This window comes from Prolixibacteraceae bacterium, assembly GCA_019856515.1.
GTDB classification, from domain to species: Bacteria; Bacteroidota; Bacteroidia; order Bacteroidales; family Prolixibacteraceae; genus Halosquirtibacter; species Halosquirtibacter xylanolyticus.
Window position 1 is genome coordinate 662,794 of record CP082230.1, and the last position, 16,070, is coordinate 678,863.

Annotated in this window: 12 protein-coding genes; 3 read left to right on the forward strand and 9 right to left on the reverse strand. The window is 34.9% G+C overall.

All coding sequences use genetic code 11. The features are described 5' to 3' along the window. Nucleotides 1-176: 176 nt before the first annotated feature. Nucleotides 177-1,214 carry an aspartate--ammonia ligase gene (asnA, locus tag K5X82_02285; protein ID QZT37735.1) on the forward strand — a complete coding sequence of 346 codons (1,038 nt, stop codon included), beginning with the start codon at nucleotides 177-179 and terminating at the stop codon, nucleotides 1,212-1,214. 461 nt (nucleotides 1,215-1,675) lie between these two features. Next, nucleotides 1,676-2,722: a hypothetical protein gene (locus tag K5X82_02290; protein QZT37736.1), complete on the forward strand. Its 1,047-nt coding sequence runs from the start codon at nucleotides 1,676-1,678 to the stop codon at nucleotides 2,720-2,722. A 95-nt stretch (nucleotides 2,723-2,817) separates the two neighbouring features. On the opposite strand, the gene K5X82_02295 is transcribed toward K5X82_02290, so the two are convergent. The 9 genes from K5X82_02295 to K5X82_02335 all read right to left on the reverse strand — a co-directional run bounded on the left by K5X82_02295 (nucleotide 2,818) and on the right by K5X82_02335 (nucleotide 14,805). Then, nucleotides 2,818-6,942 (reverse strand): hypothetical protein, encoded by a 4,125-nt coding sequence (locus K5X82_02295; protein ID QZT37737.1) that lies wholly within the window; start codon nucleotides 6,940-6,942, stop codon nucleotides 2,818-2,820. Between the two features lie 421 nt (nucleotides 6,943-7,363). Next, on the reverse strand, nucleotides 7,364-7,924 hold the full coding sequence (locus K5X82_02300) for an outer membrane beta-barrel protein (protein QZT37738.1): 561 nt from the start codon (nucleotides 7,922-7,924) through the stop codon (nucleotides 7,364-7,366). 219 nt (nucleotides 7,925-8,143) lie between these two features. Continuing rightward, nucleotides 8,144-9,241 carry an ABC transporter permease gene (locus K5X82_02305; protein QZT37739.1) on the reverse strand — a complete coding sequence of 366 codons (1,098 nt, stop codon included), beginning with the start codon at nucleotides 9,239-9,241 and terminating at the stop codon, nucleotides 8,144-8,146. Between the two features lie 4 nt (nucleotides 9,242-9,245). Further along, nucleotides 9,246-10,343: an ABC transporter permease gene (locus tag K5X82_02310; GenBank protein QZT37740.1), complete on the reverse strand. Its 1,098-nt coding sequence runs from the start codon at nucleotides 10,341-10,343 to the stop codon at nucleotides 9,246-9,248. A gap of 32 nt (nucleotides 10,344-10,375) precedes the next feature. After that, nucleotides 10,376-11,122 (reverse strand): ABC transporter ATP-binding protein, encoded by a 747-nt coding sequence (locus K5X82_02315; GenBank protein QZT37741.1) that lies wholly within the window; start codon nucleotides 11,120-11,122, stop codon nucleotides 10,376-10,378. Continuing rightward, nucleotides 11,100-12,050, reverse strand: a complete 951-nt coding sequence (locus tag K5X82_02320) for an ABC transporter ATP-binding protein (protein ID QZT37742.1) — start codon at nucleotides 12,048-12,050, stop codon at nucleotides 11,100-11,102. The genes K5X82_02315 and K5X82_02320 overlap by 23 nt, the downstream gene beginning before the upstream one ends. Continuing rightward, entirely contained in the window at nucleotides 12,031-12,912 is an 882-nt protein-coding gene (locus tag K5X82_02325) for an HlyD family efflux transporter periplasmic adaptor subunit (GenBank protein ID QZT37743.1), read from the reverse strand. Before K5X82_02325 ends, K5X82_02320 begins: the two co-directional genes overlap by 20 nt. A 3-nt stretch (nucleotides 12,913-12,915) precedes the next feature. Further along, the gene (locus tag K5X82_02330) at nucleotides 12,916-14,181 is read right to left on the reverse strand and encodes a TolC family protein (protein QZT37744.1); all 1,266 of its coding nucleotides are present in this window, start codon (nucleotides 14,179-14,181) and stop codon (nucleotides 12,916-12,918) included. Nucleotides 14,182-14,190: 9 nt separating this feature from the next. Then, a complete protein-coding gene (locus tag K5X82_02335; protein ID QZT37745.1) occupies nucleotides 14,191-14,805 on the reverse strand; it encodes a TetR/AcrR family transcriptional regulator in 615 nt (204 codons plus the stop codon). Nucleotides 14,806-15,094: 289 nt separating this feature from the next. Here K5X82_02335 and K5X82_02340 point away from each other — a divergent pair, with 289 nt between their 5' ends. Beyond that, nucleotides 15,095-16,054 carry a VirK/YbjX family protein gene (locus tag K5X82_02340; GenBank protein ID QZT37746.1) on the forward strand — a complete coding sequence of 320 codons (960 nt, stop codon included), beginning with the start codon at nucleotides 15,095-15,097 and terminating at the stop codon, nucleotides 16,052-16,054. The last annotated feature ends 16 nt before the right edge of the window (nucleotides 16,055-16,070 follow it).

Here is a 16,070-nt window from a genome sequence, read left to right on the forward strand (position 1 = left end):
CTTTTGTCATTTTGATATTATTACATGGTATTTTATAACAAAGTGTCATTTTTATTATTTTTTAGTTGGATATATGTCATAATGATACTATGTTTGTAATAACAAAACGATAAATATATCGTATAACGAATGACATTATAATAAAATATTAACCATATCTCAAACAATAAGACAGTATGATTTTAACTATTCCTAAAGGGTACCAATCAGCCCTAAAACTAAAAGAGACAGAGAAGGCTATTAAATTTGTTAAAGACTTCTTTCAACAGAATTTGTCGTCAGAGCTGCGTTTACGTAGAGTGACAGCTCCACTTTTTGTTATGCAAGGAACTGGAATCAATGATGATTTGAATGGAATAGAGCGTGCTGTATCTTTTCCAGTAAAAGAGTTTGGTGATGCTAAAGCAGAGGTGGTTCATTCTCTTGCCAAGTGGAAACGTATGATGCTTGGTAAATATGATATTCCAGCAGGTTATGGCCTTTATACAGATATGAATGCCATTCGTGCAGATGAAGAGCTTACAAACCTTCACTCGATGTATGTAGACCAATGGGATTGGGAAGCTTCTATCACTAAAGAGCAACGTTCCCTTGATTTTTTAGTGAAGATGGTGAAAAAGATCTATAACGTTTTGCTCAGAACGGAGTTTATGGTATATGAGCACTACCCTGCTATTAAGCCAGTACTTCCTGAGGAGATCACATTTATTCATACAGAAGATTTAGAGAAAATGTATCCAGAATTGACTCCTTTTGAGAGAGAATCAGAGGTGGCAAAGAAATTCGGCGCAGTATTTATTATCGGTATCGGGGGGAAATTACCTCTATCAGGAGAGCGTCATGACGGAAGGGCTCCTGATTATGATGATTGGACAACAGATACTATAGATGGTAAAAAAGGGTTGAATGGAGATATTATTCTATGGAACCCAATATTAGAGCGTGCATTTGAAGTTTCTTCGATGGGGGTTCGAGTTGATAAAGCAGCACTAAAACGTCAGTTGGTTGAAGCAGGTCAAGAAGAGCGTGAGTCGTTAATGTGGCACCAGATGTTATTAAACGATCAAATGCCTCTTTCTATAGGTGGTGGTATTGGACAATCACGTATCTGTATGTTCTTTCTTCAAAAAGCACATATTGGAGAGGTACAAGCTTCGATATGGCCAGATAAGATGATTGAGGAGTGTACTGCTAATGGTATTACGCTAATCTAATACTTATCCTTGTCTGTAAAAGACTATTTTTAATGAAATATGAGGAGATAAAAAGTAAACTAAGCCTACTTCTTTAAATAATATTGAAATATTCTTAATGTAAAGCCCTACAATCTATTATTTTAGATTGTAGGGCTTTTATTGTATATACTCTTACTTAACACAAATTAATATTTGAATTCAAAAACAGATACTTATTGTCAGTAAAAACTAAAATAAACAAGTTTCCTCAATCACTAATAAAATCTAAAAGATTATTAAATTATTCCACAAAGATATGTGAAATTTAACTTTAAGTTTAAATTAGCATAATATAAATAGATAAAAACAACCCTTATTTAGTATTAAATATTTAATTTTGACAATTATTTACATATATATACTGGCTTATTCATATTACCGGGGGAAGGATAAGTATAAGTAGTAAATATTATAGAATACTAATCTAAAATTTTAAGGGGATGAAAGTTGAAGAAATTTGCAAATGGCTTTGCATCATTGCATTGGTCTCAGGTAATTGTTACGCTCAGAAAAACATAATTGCAGAGAAGTTTACACTAAGTGTTGATGGGCGAATTGAGTATGATAATGTTCCTGCGGGAACAGTAGAGAATGACATCAGAAGTAGTAGTTTTTCTTCACAAGGCTTGATTCTATATAGTGATATAAAGCTAACAAATAACCTATCTATTTTTTACAGGCAGGAGTTTGCTGGATATCTAGCACGAGAAGGTCAAATGAACACCCATATTAACATGCTTTTATTAAAGTATAGACTTAATAGGTGGAAATTCACCCTAGGGAGACAACCATTGATAAATGGAACCTATGAGGGCTATTATCTACCAGGGGATGTATATGCATATAGTGAGCTTTCCTGCGGCTTTCCAGTATGGAAAACAGGGACGTGTATATCTCGGATGTTTGGAAAACAAGAATTTGGCATCCAGGTATTGAATGGTGATCTTACCCCCAAAGAAGCGAAACAACAGTCAACCCCACTAATGTTCAATGTCTACTGGTGTGGAAATATTGGGAATGGATTAATTCTGTCACGATTAAATTTTGCAGGGTATGCAAGTGATCACTTCTCTCGATTTTCCAGTAAAATTGGCTTACATTGGACTCTTTCACATATACTATTGGATACTGATTTTGGTGTAGATCATGGGCTTCCTGGTTTTGCTCCTGATAAAGTAAAGGTTATCGCGGCTCCCATTCAATGCATATGGAGATATGGGCTAATTCGCCCTGGATTTAAATATTTGCCCAATTTAATTGAGAACAACACGGAAAGTAAATTCCGTTTCGTCGATCCTGGTAAGACTAGTTATAAGCAACAGCTTCTTTTATTTCTTGATATCTACCCATGGAAGAATAAAAATTTCCATTTATTCACCATTGGTGGATGTACTGAGTATGGAGTATATCAGAATCATACGTTTACAGCAAGTCATCGATTATATGACGTTCGTGTTGGAGTAAAATTTGGGCTAGACCTATTATAGGGATACCTCTCTCCCGGTAAAACAATTGCAAGTTCTTGATATATTCTTCTTGAATGCCATTATGAGAAGTGTATCAAGAACTGCAATTGACATTTTTAGTGTTTCATCACTTTGAATGTATTCGTATGATTACCATCTACGACTTTTAATAATACAACTTGTGGGTATCCGATAGTATCATAGAAATAAGCAGCAGTATTATTTGATATGGACTGTTGCTCAATCACCCGACCTTGTAGATCAAAAAGTTGGACTATATATGATTTCATATTATTTAGTCCTTCAAGACAAAGGATATCATTACGATAAAAAGTGTTGAGCTCCTCACTATCTACAGCAACTGAAAAAGTTGTAGCTGCTGTAATAGAAGAGTCTACTCTTTCTACCTTTGAACAGTAACCATTGTTATCTTCTATATACATATATAGGTATAGATTCGTAGTTGCATCTTTAAACTGTGAAATAGAAGTAGTCTCTCCCTCTGTCAATACCACTGATCCTTTTGTAACTCCATCCTCACTATTCTTAATATGTTTGGTGGTGATCTTATTCACGGGTGTATCAGTAAATATATAGTGCAATGTCCCTTGTGTTACAGCTTCTACATCCACAGAGAATAGATCTTCTTGTCGGGTTACATTTGAAATATTTATACCATATTGCATATTGTAAACTTTCACTCTATCAAGATGTATTCCTTCATAAGTGTGATCTGATTTAATTCGAATTCTTAAATCCAATGTGTTAATATCAAGATTATGAATTTCAAAGTCAAATTGCTTGGCCACAGTGTTATCTGAATACTGTGTATTGATATCTGCATCTATTATCGCATTGGCATCTCTATCTGTTCCAAGCTTCCCAAAGTTTGGGTTAGTTGCAGCAGCATCAGCACTCCATTTTGAACCGACTAGTTGCCCAATAGGTTGGTACACTCCTTCTTTATCACGATACTCGATACGTACAAAGTCTGTCTCTTCAAATTTATTCGCTGGAGAGTAAAGTGTTCCTAAAAGAAAAGAGCAGTGTAAAGACTCAATCTTTGATGTTGTAGTTTTTGGAGAAAAAGTTATATCGACAGGATTAATTCCCTCTTCAGAAATTTCAGCTCCTGCAATAACGTACTGTAGGTCCGTTCCAAATATCTTTCCAGCATTGGCATAGTATTTATTCATGGTGGCCAACTCATATCTATTAAAATATGACTTATTCGAAGTGTCGTACGTTGTACTTAATTGGTAAGTAGACGCAGATGGAGCTGTTTCAAAACTTTCATCGATAAGGATATGATCTCCCATTTTCTTAAGTGTCACTTCGCTCTTCATTCCATGATTAGTAGTGAATCGAAGTACTGTATGGGTAGATGATTTGGACTGAATCTCACAGTTTGTATGCGTACCCACAAAAGCATACTGTCCTTTTAATGTAACGAGACCCTCTCCCATTTGACTTAATGTCGATGATTGGGTATTTGTCATTGGATCTATACGAAGGTCAGGGTCAGTATAACTTACCTTTATTTGATTCTCATTTATGCTTTTGATAATTAATATACAAGCACGACTCACTTCCGTAACATAACTGTCTGTTAAGGTGGATGCATTAAAGAAACTATATCCTTTTACCCCTTCTTGAATGGCATTGTATATATGTTGGTTTGTCGTTGCTTGTTCTAATGAGTAGCTCGGATTAGAATTAGACATGGTAGTTGCAAATTGCTGCATCTCCTCAACGGTGGTATTCGGGAGTATTACATATTGGTATGTTTTATTGGTTGGTGCATTACCATGATTTAGTATCGCTACTGCAAAATCACCTGTGGTATCCAACTTCTTTTTATTTGATTTAGAGTTCTGTGTTTGCTTACGAATCTCTATGGATTGCCCTGCCGGGACCCAATACCCATTGTTGTTGCCATCAATGAACCAATGAGACTTATCATCATTGAAATCTTGACTATAAGGGAAAGAGGTGATCGTAGTTCCATCTACTACGACTGTTTGACTCTGTGAAGCCAACTGATGTTGAAATATTGTCGTCTCTGTTCTATATGTAGTATTGTCATTTGAGATATTGGTTCCAGCACAAACAACATAACGTCTGAAATTAAATACCGATTTATCTGCTTGATGAGATGGGGTGTAATTCGTTCGATCTTCCTCTCTCAACTTCATTGCAAAAAGACCATATTGATTGTTTAAGTTTCCATACCCAGTAAATCTCTCGTCACCAACTCTCTGCATCATCGAACCTGGCGCTTCTAATTTATCTAAAGGTAGATGAATTGATGTTGCGCCAGGAGCTCTATTCCAATCCCATCCTTCTTCATGAAAACCATTATCCTTATCTTGATCTGTGGCACCATTATTTATTACTTGAACAGTTCCATAACTCTGATAACGACCATAACGATTGTCTCCAGAATATATTTCAACTCCCCAAAGGAACATGTTATATCCTTTCATGGTAACCATCCAGTTGTCTTTACGATAGATCCCTAAAGCAGCATAGTTGAAAGTATATGCTCCCTGATAAGAATCTTTCGCTATCACACCAGCATCTAAAAGGGTTTGTTTATTGGTTGACGAACCTGTTTCTAAGCGAAGATACTGCTCTCCTACCTCTCTCCATACATTATCACCACTTTTAGGATCACCACTCACAGAGAGATGACCAATAGCAGCAATCGCACCATTAGACATCTGTCCTCCTCCAAGAGGATGACGTCCAGAAATACCTAATCCCCATTTACGTTTTTGGCAATAAGTAATCATGCCCTTTAATCCTTTCCACATATTCTGTTTCGATGTATTCGAAAGTCCAAAAGTGGTATTACGAGTCAAATGAATATATTTACCTAACCCATCAAATCCGCCTGTTCCATAAGCTGGATAGTGCCCAAAGTGGTGAAATACTGTGCCATCAGGTTTAATTCCTCCAATGGTTCCATTTGCATGGACTAGTGACTCATCCACCCAACGCTTCATCTCTTGAAGTGTACGATATTTTTCTGGTGTATTTGGAAGAGTTGCAACACTTAATAGCCGAGAAGTGATGACCGTTAACCAACTATCCACAACTCCCTGAAAAGTGTTAACATCAGGATTCTCTCGATACTCTTGATTTCCGGCCCAATAAGTAGCTACTTTAGAGTAACGATTTAATAAACCTCTTGTTGACAAGACATCTTTTAGTAATAGTATGGATTCACAAAATCCACCAAAGGAGTAACCATAGTGATGATTTGTTCCCATACCACTTGTATAGTCAAAGCCTTGGTCAATGACCCAATCCATCATATTGATATACATATCCAAAGCCTCAGAATCTTTGTATTTGATGTATGCCTTGGCTAATTTATACAAGTTTTTATTTACAGTCCCCATCACTTCATCACCATCAGACTTATTAATTTTCTGCTCATCTAATGAAACGAAGGGATTCCCTTTAATTTGACCATCTATTCTTTCAATATTAAGAGAGTTGTAATAATTTTTAGCAGCAGCTACATCTGCAGTACTTATCCAAGTACTTAATGAAGATACCAAATTATTAGTAAAAGTATCTAGTTGATCAATATCCTCAGTAGTCAATGATGTTTTTAATGGTAGGTCTGAAACAAAGGCCGTTTCCCAATGATATAGCGCTCCCCAGTGATTGGTATTCATCCCTGGATTAATATATGGTAATTGGGCATCTGGCGTTACACGATCGTTGATACGGTCACTCGGAAAAAGCATTCGGTCAAAATAGAGCTTTCCAGAGCTATGAGATGTTGGAGCTTTGATCTTCATTGTTGTCAATGAATTGACTCCTTTAGGACCCTTCATGTCATATTTAAACCTCAACCAACATGCACGCCACCCTGTGTAGTTAATCTTAAAATTAAACCAATAGGGAACAGTAGATCCATTACTAAACTCTACTACAATTTCATCATCAATAGGCGTCTCATTGTAGATCCATAACATGATACCTCCTTTATAGGTGTTTAAAGCAGTATTCATGTTGTCTGGATTGTCAATTACAATCTCTGCACCACTATTCCATGACCATTCAACAGACTGCGATCCCAACTTGTAGTGCCTGTTGGTAATTCCTAGAGTTCCATTTGTTGTTGTCCAATTCGATGGAACGCTTCCTTCGAGTCCTATATATTGCCCAAATGAAATAATGGGTATTATACATAGCACAACCATAACGAGTAATGTTCTCCTCATAAATAGTAATATTAGTTAGTTAATTATTCCATGAGGGAGTCGCAATTTATTAAGAAAGTTAGAGTCAGAAAGATTTAATTTATGTAGCTAGATTCATTGTGTGGATTAGTCTATTTACATGTTTTTTAGTCCTAATTGCGATCAAGTCATATACTATTAACCCGAGTTGCAAATGCACCAATGTGTTTTTTAGTTTTTAGTCGTAATAAATATATCTAAATATTACACACCTATATGTTCTGTATTGTTCTATTGTGCTATTTTTATCGTTTATTAACATAACATACGTGCAATTCATTATGATTTTGGATCACAAAAATTGTAGTCTCACTTGAAATAATAGGCAATAAAAAAGAGCCTACACATTATGTAGACTCTTTTGTTATTCTTTAACTATGCTAGCTTTTAAAACTGATTCTTTTTAAAATAGCAATCCTGCAAAACCTATTTTTATTTCAAATTGATTTACTCCAACAGATGATTCATAATTCTCTTCAGAAAGATTCATCATATGATAACCTGCTTCTATAGTTATACCCAAATGATCTCTAGCTGAAATAATCACACCGCCACCAAAGAAGAAATCACTTCCTGAAATCTTTGTATTGGTATTAGACACATCCAATGTTTCGTTATAGTAACGAACGCCCATTTTCAAGAAAGGAAACGCTTGGCTATACTCATTACCAAAGACTGCTCCAATTTGAGGACCAATCCCCATACCAGAACTACTTGCTTCTCCTTGTGATTGATATTTAAAATCAATACCTCCGCCAATAAAAAATTTGTTTGCAACAAAACAATTTAATTCTGGCGAAAGAGTTAATTGGCTTGTACTTATTTCAGAACCTTTATGACTAATTGAAGTATATCCTGCGGCTCCACCAATCATAACAGCCCCTTTACTTATAGCATACCTTTGTGCCATAATCGAGTTCGAGCATAATAATACTAACAGAATTAATAGTGATCTTAATTTCATTTAATAGATAATTATGTTGATATTAATATTGTATCCTTCTCTAAATAAGGATAATTAATCTAATAACCACCATGATATGTTCTTTGACAAAAGCGACCTCTATGGTGGATAATAATATTATGCAGCAAAACTACAAAATAGACATTAATTACAATACATTTTTTAACAATAATGTATTCAATATATAATATTTACATAAAAATCAGCTCTACATTCATTCTATGATACTTTCTTATACTTATAAGTAGCAATAAGAAAAACGATAACACCATAGCATGTCAGACATATTAATTCTCGAGATATATCCATAATTGTAGCTCCTTTTAAAAGTATTCCACGAATAATCTTTATGTAATAAAACTGAGGATTAAGATAATTTAGTTGCTGAGCCCATAGAGGCATACTTTCGACTGGTGTAAACATCCCACTCATCAGAATAAAGATCAACAAAAAGAAGAAACAGATGAACATGACCTGCTGTTGTTTGTCACTAATGGCAGATATCCATAAACTGATTCCTAATAGAGGAACCAAATAAATGGCTGTTCCTAGAATCAATGTTCCTAAGTTTCCAATGATTGGTTGTCCAAAAGCGATTCTTGCAATAAACAATCCCAACAAAAGGTCTACAATACCGATAATTAAAAAGGGGATTAATTTTCCAGAGATAAATTGATATTTCTTGATCGGAGTCACGTTGATCTGCTCAATAGTTCCCATCTCTTTTTCTCTTACAAAGTTCATTCCAGAGAGCATCATTCCGACTAAAGAAATTAGTATTGCTAAGATACCAGGTGCCATGTAGAATTTGAAATCCATCTCAGGATTGTACCAATATCGGAAGGACAACTCTAAGCGATGAAACGATACTCCTTGATCTTGCTCCTCTGTTAAAAACCTTTGCCATTCGTTTTCAAAATAGCCCTTAATCATCTCTGCATTGTTACTATTCACAGCATTAATAGCCACTTGAGGATAGACCTTCGCTCCTTTTTCAAGATCACGTGCAAAATGTAATGGAATTTCAACGACTGCATCTAAATGATGATTATGCAGTTGTTCTATCGCATCTGCAGAGGCATCGAGTGATTGTAAATAAAAACAGTCAAGCCCATCTATTTTGTTATAAAACTTTCGAGACATTTCCGAATGGTCTTGATCTATATAATCAACATGCACTTCTTTAAGCTCAGATGTAGTAGCCCATACCAGTACAAGCATTTGGACTATGGGCATTGCAAATATTATCGGGAGTATCGCCTTATTTCTTTTAATCTGAAGAAACTCTTTTTGTATGAGATATAGAATTATTTTCATTTTCTTAATCGTCTAAATGCGTATTATATTTTTTCACACTTAATATCATAAAGAATAAGGTCATCCCCAATAGTATCAAAAACGGTTTTAATACTCCTACGATTCCTAAGCCTTGGATGACGACTCCCTTGAAACAAATTATAAACCATCGTGCGGGCATTATACTACTTATCCATTGTAATGGCCATGGCATATTTGCTATCGGAAAGATAAACCCAGATAGTAGCATTGTTGGCATTAAAAGCACAACTAATGAAAATAGCATTGCTACAATTTGTGTATCAGCGACTACAGATATAAATATCCCAATACTCAACGAGAGTAAGACATATAGTAGTATGATTGCAAATAACAGAAGATTATTTCCTAAGAAAGGTAACCCAAATAGTACTTTACTCAAAAACAGTATGAGAACACCATTGGCCAAAGAAAGAACAAGATAAGGCGTTACCTTTCCTATGATTACCTCTAAAGGGCGTATTGGAGAGATTAAAAGCATTTCGAAGGAGTGATTCTCTTTCTCTTTAGTTAACGTGATGGCCGTCATCATGGCAGAGATCAGTAGTAGTACCAATGCCATCACACCAGGAACAAACATATAAGTACTATTCAACTCTTCGTTATACACCATACGATATTGCGGTACAATATCTTTATAATCAGCTAAAGAGAAATAATCTGAAATGACCGCATTGGTATAATTTAATATCAATTGTGAAACTGTGGGATTCGATCCATCAAGGATGATAGAAATCTCTCCACCTAATCGATTGGTAGTTTCCTTTTCAAGCTCTTTACCAAAGATAATAAGTTCATGAATTCGATTTTCTCGAAACAAAAGATCTGCATCACTAATCTGATCTACAGATATGATCTCTGAGAAATAAGTGGACCCTAATAGTTTATTACAAATATCATGACTCACTTGATCTTGTGTCATATCTACCACACCAACCTTTATATTTGAAATATCCGTTCGTATAACAAATCCAAAAAGAAGAATCTCTACTAATGGTATACCAAAGATCATAAATAAGGTCCGCTTATCTCTGAATATATGTGTGAACTCTTTTTTAATAAGTCCCCAAACTCTTCTATTCATATATTTTCATTTTCATACCCATTTAATAAGGGTTATTCTACATTACGAGCTAAAAGGACAAAAAGTTGATCTATCGAATCTACCTGATGTTCTTTTTTAAGTTTCTCTGGCGCCCCATAAGCAACGACTTCTCCTTGGCTAAGAATACATATTCTATCACAGTATTCGGCTTCGTCCATGTAATGTGTAGTGACAAATATGGTGATCCCCTTGGCTTGTGCTTGATATATCTGATCCCAAAATACTCTACGTACATAAGGATCAACTCCTCCGGTAGGCTCATCTAGAAACACAATTTTGGGATCATGTATGGTGGCAAGAGAGAAGGCTAACTTTTGCTTCCACCCTAATGGGATATCCCTAACCAACTCTTTACGATGCTCCCATAAGTCAAGATGATGAAGTATCTTCTCTCCTTTTTCTTTAATCGTTTTCCGAGATAGACCATATATCCCAGCAAAGAATCGAAGATTCTCCCAAACCGACAAATCTTCATACAGAGAGAACTTCTGAGACATATATCCAATCTCTTTTTTGATCTTCTCTGCTTCATGATACACATCATAGTCCAATACATGAACTTCTCCTGAAGTTGGAGATTGAAGTCCTGATATGATTTTCATCGCAGTAGTCTTCCCTGCTCCATTGGCACCAAGAAACCCAAATATCTCTCCTCTCTTCACATCAAAAGATAGATTCTTATTCGCATAAAATGCCCCAAACTTCTTACAAAGGTTGGACACTTCTATTACATAATTATTCTGCACCTTCTTTTTCATCTATTAAGTGGAACATAAATATATCTTCAATATCGGGAGTAACCTGAGAGATCGTGGTCATAGGAAAATGTTCTTTTTGATATTGTTCTACATGTTTTATCGCACTCCTAGAACATATTACTCTTATTTTCTTCCCAGAGAGATAAGCATAAAGATCAGGAAATTTTTTTAGTAGCTCCTCTTTAGATTGATATATCGCTGTAGAGCGTATCCCTTGTAGTTCTAAAAAAATGACTCCTCTATCTTTAAGAACTAATTCTGATGGAGTCCCCTGCTCGAGAACTTGTCCTTTATGTATTAGCAATATTCGATCACAAAGACTTGCTTCATCCATATATGGAGTTGAGACAACAATAGAGGTTCCCTGATTACGATAATTCTCAAGAATATTCCAAAACTCTTTTCGCGAAACAGGATCTACTCCAGTAGTTGGTTCATCAAGCAATAGAAGAGAAGGCTGATTAACAAGAGCACAACAAAGTGCAAGCTTCTGTTTCATTCCTCCAGATAGTTTTCCAGCCTTCCGATCTTTGAATGGAGCAATCTGACGATATATTGGATCAATTGCATCTTTACATTGATCAAAAGTTACTCCATGGATATCCATAAAGAATGATAAATTCTCACCGACACTCAGATCTGGATAGAGAGAGAATTGTCCTGGCATATATCCTAACTTCTTGCGAATAGATAAGAAATCTGTTCTTACATTATCACCATCAATAAGTATCTCTCCTTCTTCCATCGTTTGAAGGGTTGCGATGGATCGTAAGATTGTCGTTTTTCCTGCACCATCAGGTCCAATAAGACCTACAATCTCTTTTGGAGATGCTTCCATAGAGAAACGATTTACTGCAAGAAGATCTCCATAATGTCTCTTAAAATTCTTTACCTGTAGCATCTCTAATTTATTGGATATGTAACTCACCAGGCATACCTATTTTCATCTCCCCAGCTGGATTGACTACACGTATTTTTACGGCATAAACTTGCGCTACACGCTCTGCCTTCGTTTGAATAGTCTTAGGAGTAAATTCAGCTTTGTCTGAAATCCACGATATTGTACCATCCACTTTTTTCAAAACATCGCCTTTATCATATGCTACAGATACCGTTTGACCTAACGTCACTTCGGACAATTGGTCTCCTGAGATGTATACTCTTAGAGTCAAAGGATTAAGTGAAGCTACTTTGTATATTGGGGTGCTATTCATTACAAATTCTGCAACTTCTTTATATCTATTGAGTACAGTTGCATTAATGGGGGCAGTAATTGTACATTTTCTCTTTTGATTCAACAGTAAATCTATCTGATTATTGATCGTCTGTTTATGTTGACGCAAAGACTTAACCTCTAATTCTTGCTGTCTGAGACTTTTCTGTTGTAATAATACATCTAAATCAATTTGATCTTTTTGGCTATCTGTCACCACATCGTCTTTATATAACTGATGGACTCTTCGCTGCTCATTTTTGGCCGTCTCAATAGCATCTTCTGTCTTAGACATGGATAAATAAGCCTTTTCGATCTTTGTATCAGTCACTTTTAATTGAAGGTTCATCTCTGATATCCTAATGACTACATCAGTGGTATCTACGATGGCTAATGTATCCCCCATAGACACTTTAGCTCCTTCGTCTGAAGAGATAAAGATAATATTACCTTGTGCTTGGCTTGATAATACAATATCATTTGCTTCGAAATTTCCAAATGCATCGGCACTTTTATCTGATGGTTTGCAAGCAATAAAAAATAGAGTGCAAAAAAATGTGATATATGTATATTTCATTATTTATGACTGTTTTAGAAAGCGATTATAACTAAGTATTGTTTTTAATTTCTGGATACGATGAAGCTCTTTACTTATTTCGGCTTCTAATGTGTTATTCATTCCATCAACATATATCGAAAATGGAATTGTTCTTAGCTTCCACTGCTTTTGTAAATCTTCAGTGATCTCTTTACGAAGTTCAATTATCTCATGATCTTTTTCTATTTGATCTTCGATCATAAACAATTTACCTTTCATCTCTTTTATTCGTGCTTCTCGAAGTAACTCTTTTTGGCTCTTCTTTACTTCAATTAGTTCGATTTGATCTAATTGAAGGGATCTTTTCCTTTGGGTATTTTTCCAATCGAAAGGTTTCCAAGTAATGCCAATTCCCACATAGTAGTATGGACTAAAACTATTGTCTAAGAAATTTAAACCTGGACGACCATAGCCCCCTTTACCAAATGCATTAATTCTTGGCATTAAGCTCTTTCCAATAATCTCTAATTGCCTTTGATATTGAGACTGTTGAAGAGACATCATTAAAATATCATTAGGAGTGTTATTGGTACTGTTTAAGGTGATTAAAGGAAATGAAAATTCATCATGTTTTGAATCAAACACTTTACCACACAGTACAGATAAAACATTACAAGAGGTGCGATACTCTTCAAACGCTTGATCTTGTTGTTGCACACTCACCAATCTCTGTACTTTTATTTCATTCTCTTGTAACCGAATCGCCTTTCCCTGTTTTACTTGAGCTGAAATGTCTCTTAATACAATATCCATTGATCTCACCTGCTGTTGATGAAGAAAATATTGTTGCTTAAAAAACAGGATCTGGCAATATATCTGCTCCACTTTTTGGTCTAGACGATGTAATTCCATTTCAAAATCTAAATGACGAATCGAATCATTGAGCGTATTTATTTCTGTTTGCAATCGTCTAACTCCTCCATCGTAAATACTTTGATTTAGCTCAACAAATAGTTGATATTGGTCCTTCGAAAGATCAGGAAAAGAAAAAAAAGGAGATGGTTCACTCATAGACACAACATCCGATTGATACGAAGCCTGTCCACGCAATATTACAGATGGATATTTATCATATTTCACCAAAGACATCTCTTTATTAAGAATAGATGAATAGATACTTTGTGATTTAAAGATTGGGAATACCTCATGAGACCAGCTCCGACATGCTTCTAATGTAATTGTTTCAGCATTAGCATAACCGCTGAACAATATACACATCATCAATATTTTTAATAACTTTGCTTTCATCCGAATTTGTTATTTAATATTTAATGTTTTTGAAATGACACTTGGTCTACTCTTAATAAACTCACTAAACAAGTTATCATTCTCATCAAAAAACAGATGACTTAATAAAGGTTTAGCTAAGAATGGAAATACAGACATCCCTATTAAATTAACAAACAGATGAAGCCCATCAAAAGTTCCTCCCTCCACTTCGGTACTGAGTAAATAGCGAACCTTTTGTATTTTTTTACTCAATTGATCTATCGCGAGTGTCAATCGTTCTGGATTATCATGAATTTCATTCATAATAAATAGAGGTAGCTTAGGATGTTTCTCGATCATCTCCGTATACATTCTAACCACAGTTTCTATTTTTATCGTATTCGTGTCTTCGGACTCAATAATTCCAATTACTTTCGATGCAATTTGTCCCATCAAGTCTTTTACCACTTCATCATACAATTTCTCTTTGCTTCTAAAATAATAATGTAACAAGGCTTTGTTTATTTCAGCCACATCTGCGATACGTTGCATTCTTGCTCCAGAATATCCTTCCTCAATAAAAATAGCTCTTGCTACTTCAATTATTTTACTTTCCACATCATTAACCATACACTTTAACCATTTAGTTAAACCTTTTGGCAAACATATAAATATATCCTCATTTCTCAAAATTTCATACTGTAGATATAAAACAACAAACTAATTATTTAGTTATACAGCAATCTAAGACACCCCCCACTAACCACCTCATTATAAATAAATAACCAAACTACACTTTTAGCTCACTGTCAAAACAACTCGAATAAGGCAACAATAAAAACGTGAATATTTTCATTAAAATGTTTATGAACTGTAATTATAATCTCAAAACAAGTACTAATAACAGTAGATTATAAAGTAGACAAACGCCATTTATTATTAGTACAGACACATGAAGAAAGTTGTAAGACCAGATTTAACTCAAAAAGGAAGTAATATAAAAAAAGGGATGCAGATGGCAGACTATGGTTACAGAAACTATGGTGATCATTACCGAAAAAATCAAATTAAAAAGATTGCATACCACGTTTTTATTAAACCAAGGTTTACCCAATGGTGGTTTAACTTTTTAACAAATAGTGAACTTTCTGAGGTGTTTAAACATAGACCTCTTCTCTATATGAAACCATATAGAGTTTATATTTCAACAAAGTGGAATCGAAAGAAAGCTTTGGAGGTAATCCTAGATACTTACCGTTTTCTCGATCAATATCCTTTGATTAAGAAGAACTACTTAGAACAAGAAAACGGAATTACATTATCTAATTTACAATTAGGAGAATCATCCGCAGAAATTCGTTTTTGTTATGATGATCAATTTCGAAAAGAAGGGGATCTAACACTTACATTATATTGTGATGATCTAGGAGGGAAAGTTATATCAACATGTTTCTCAATAACTAAAGATGAAAATGATAAGTGGGGAGCTATTGTTGGTTGTGTGCAAGGACACAGTACAATAGAAGATCCTGCAGCATTTAAGAAGACTCAAAAAATGATGCATGGAATGAGACCTAACTCTGTCATAATGTATGCTCTTCAAGCATTCATAAGTAACACCAATTGTAAATCAATCAGGTGTGTTAGTGACAAACATCATTCCTACAAGAAAAAACATGCTATTCACCTTCCTTATATCCATACTATTAACTTCGATTACAATCAATTTTGGAAAGAAGTAGGAGGAGTAAAAGAAAATGACTGGTGGTATCAATTAGAGACTACACCTACCCCTCATAAAGACATGAGTGAAATCAAGTCGAAAAAAAGAGCGATGTATCGCAGGCGTTTTGAAATGTTGGATACGATGAGAGAAGATATTACAAAAGTCTTTAAAAATCTCGGAGAATAATATAGAAGTGTAAGTC

Excerpts from the sequence above, each read along its gene's own strand:
- asnA (QZT37735.1), top strand. The coding sequence starts at position 177 with ATGATTTTAACTATTCCTAAAGGGTACCAATCAGCCCTAAAACTAAAA.
- K5X82_02290 (QZT37736.1), top strand. The coding sequence starts at position 1,676 with ATGAAAGTTGAAGAAATTTGCAAATGGCTTTGCATCATTGCATTGGTC.
- K5X82_02295 (QZT37737.1), bottom strand. The coding sequence starts at position 6,942 with ATGAGGAGAACATTACTCGTTATGGTTGTGCTATGTATAATACCCATT.
- K5X82_02300 (QZT37738.1), bottom strand. The coding sequence starts at position 7,924 with ATGAAATTAAGATCACTATTAATTCTGTTAGTATTATTATGCTCGAAC.
- K5X82_02305 (QZT37739.1), bottom strand. The coding sequence starts at position 9,241 with ATGAAAATAATTCTATATCTCATACAAAAAGAGTTTCTTCAGATTAAA.
- K5X82_02310 (QZT37740.1), bottom strand. The coding sequence starts at position 10,343 with ATGAATAGAAGAGTTTGGGGACTTATTAAAAAAGAGTTCACACATATA.
- K5X82_02315 (QZT37741.1), bottom strand. The coding sequence starts at position 11,122 with ATGAAAAAGAAGGTGCAGAATAATTATGTAATAGAAGTGTCCAACCTT.
- K5X82_02325 (QZT37743.1), bottom strand. The coding sequence starts at position 12,912 with ATGAAATATACATATATCACATTTTTTTGCACTCTATTTTTTATTGCT.
- K5X82_02330 (QZT37744.1), bottom strand. The coding sequence starts at position 14,181 with ATGAAAGCAAAGTTATTAAAAATATTGATGATGTGTATATTGTTCAGC.
- K5X82_02340 (QZT37746.1), top strand. The coding sequence starts at position 15,095 with ATGAAGAAAGTTGTAAGACCAGATTTAACTCAAAAAGGAAGTAATATA.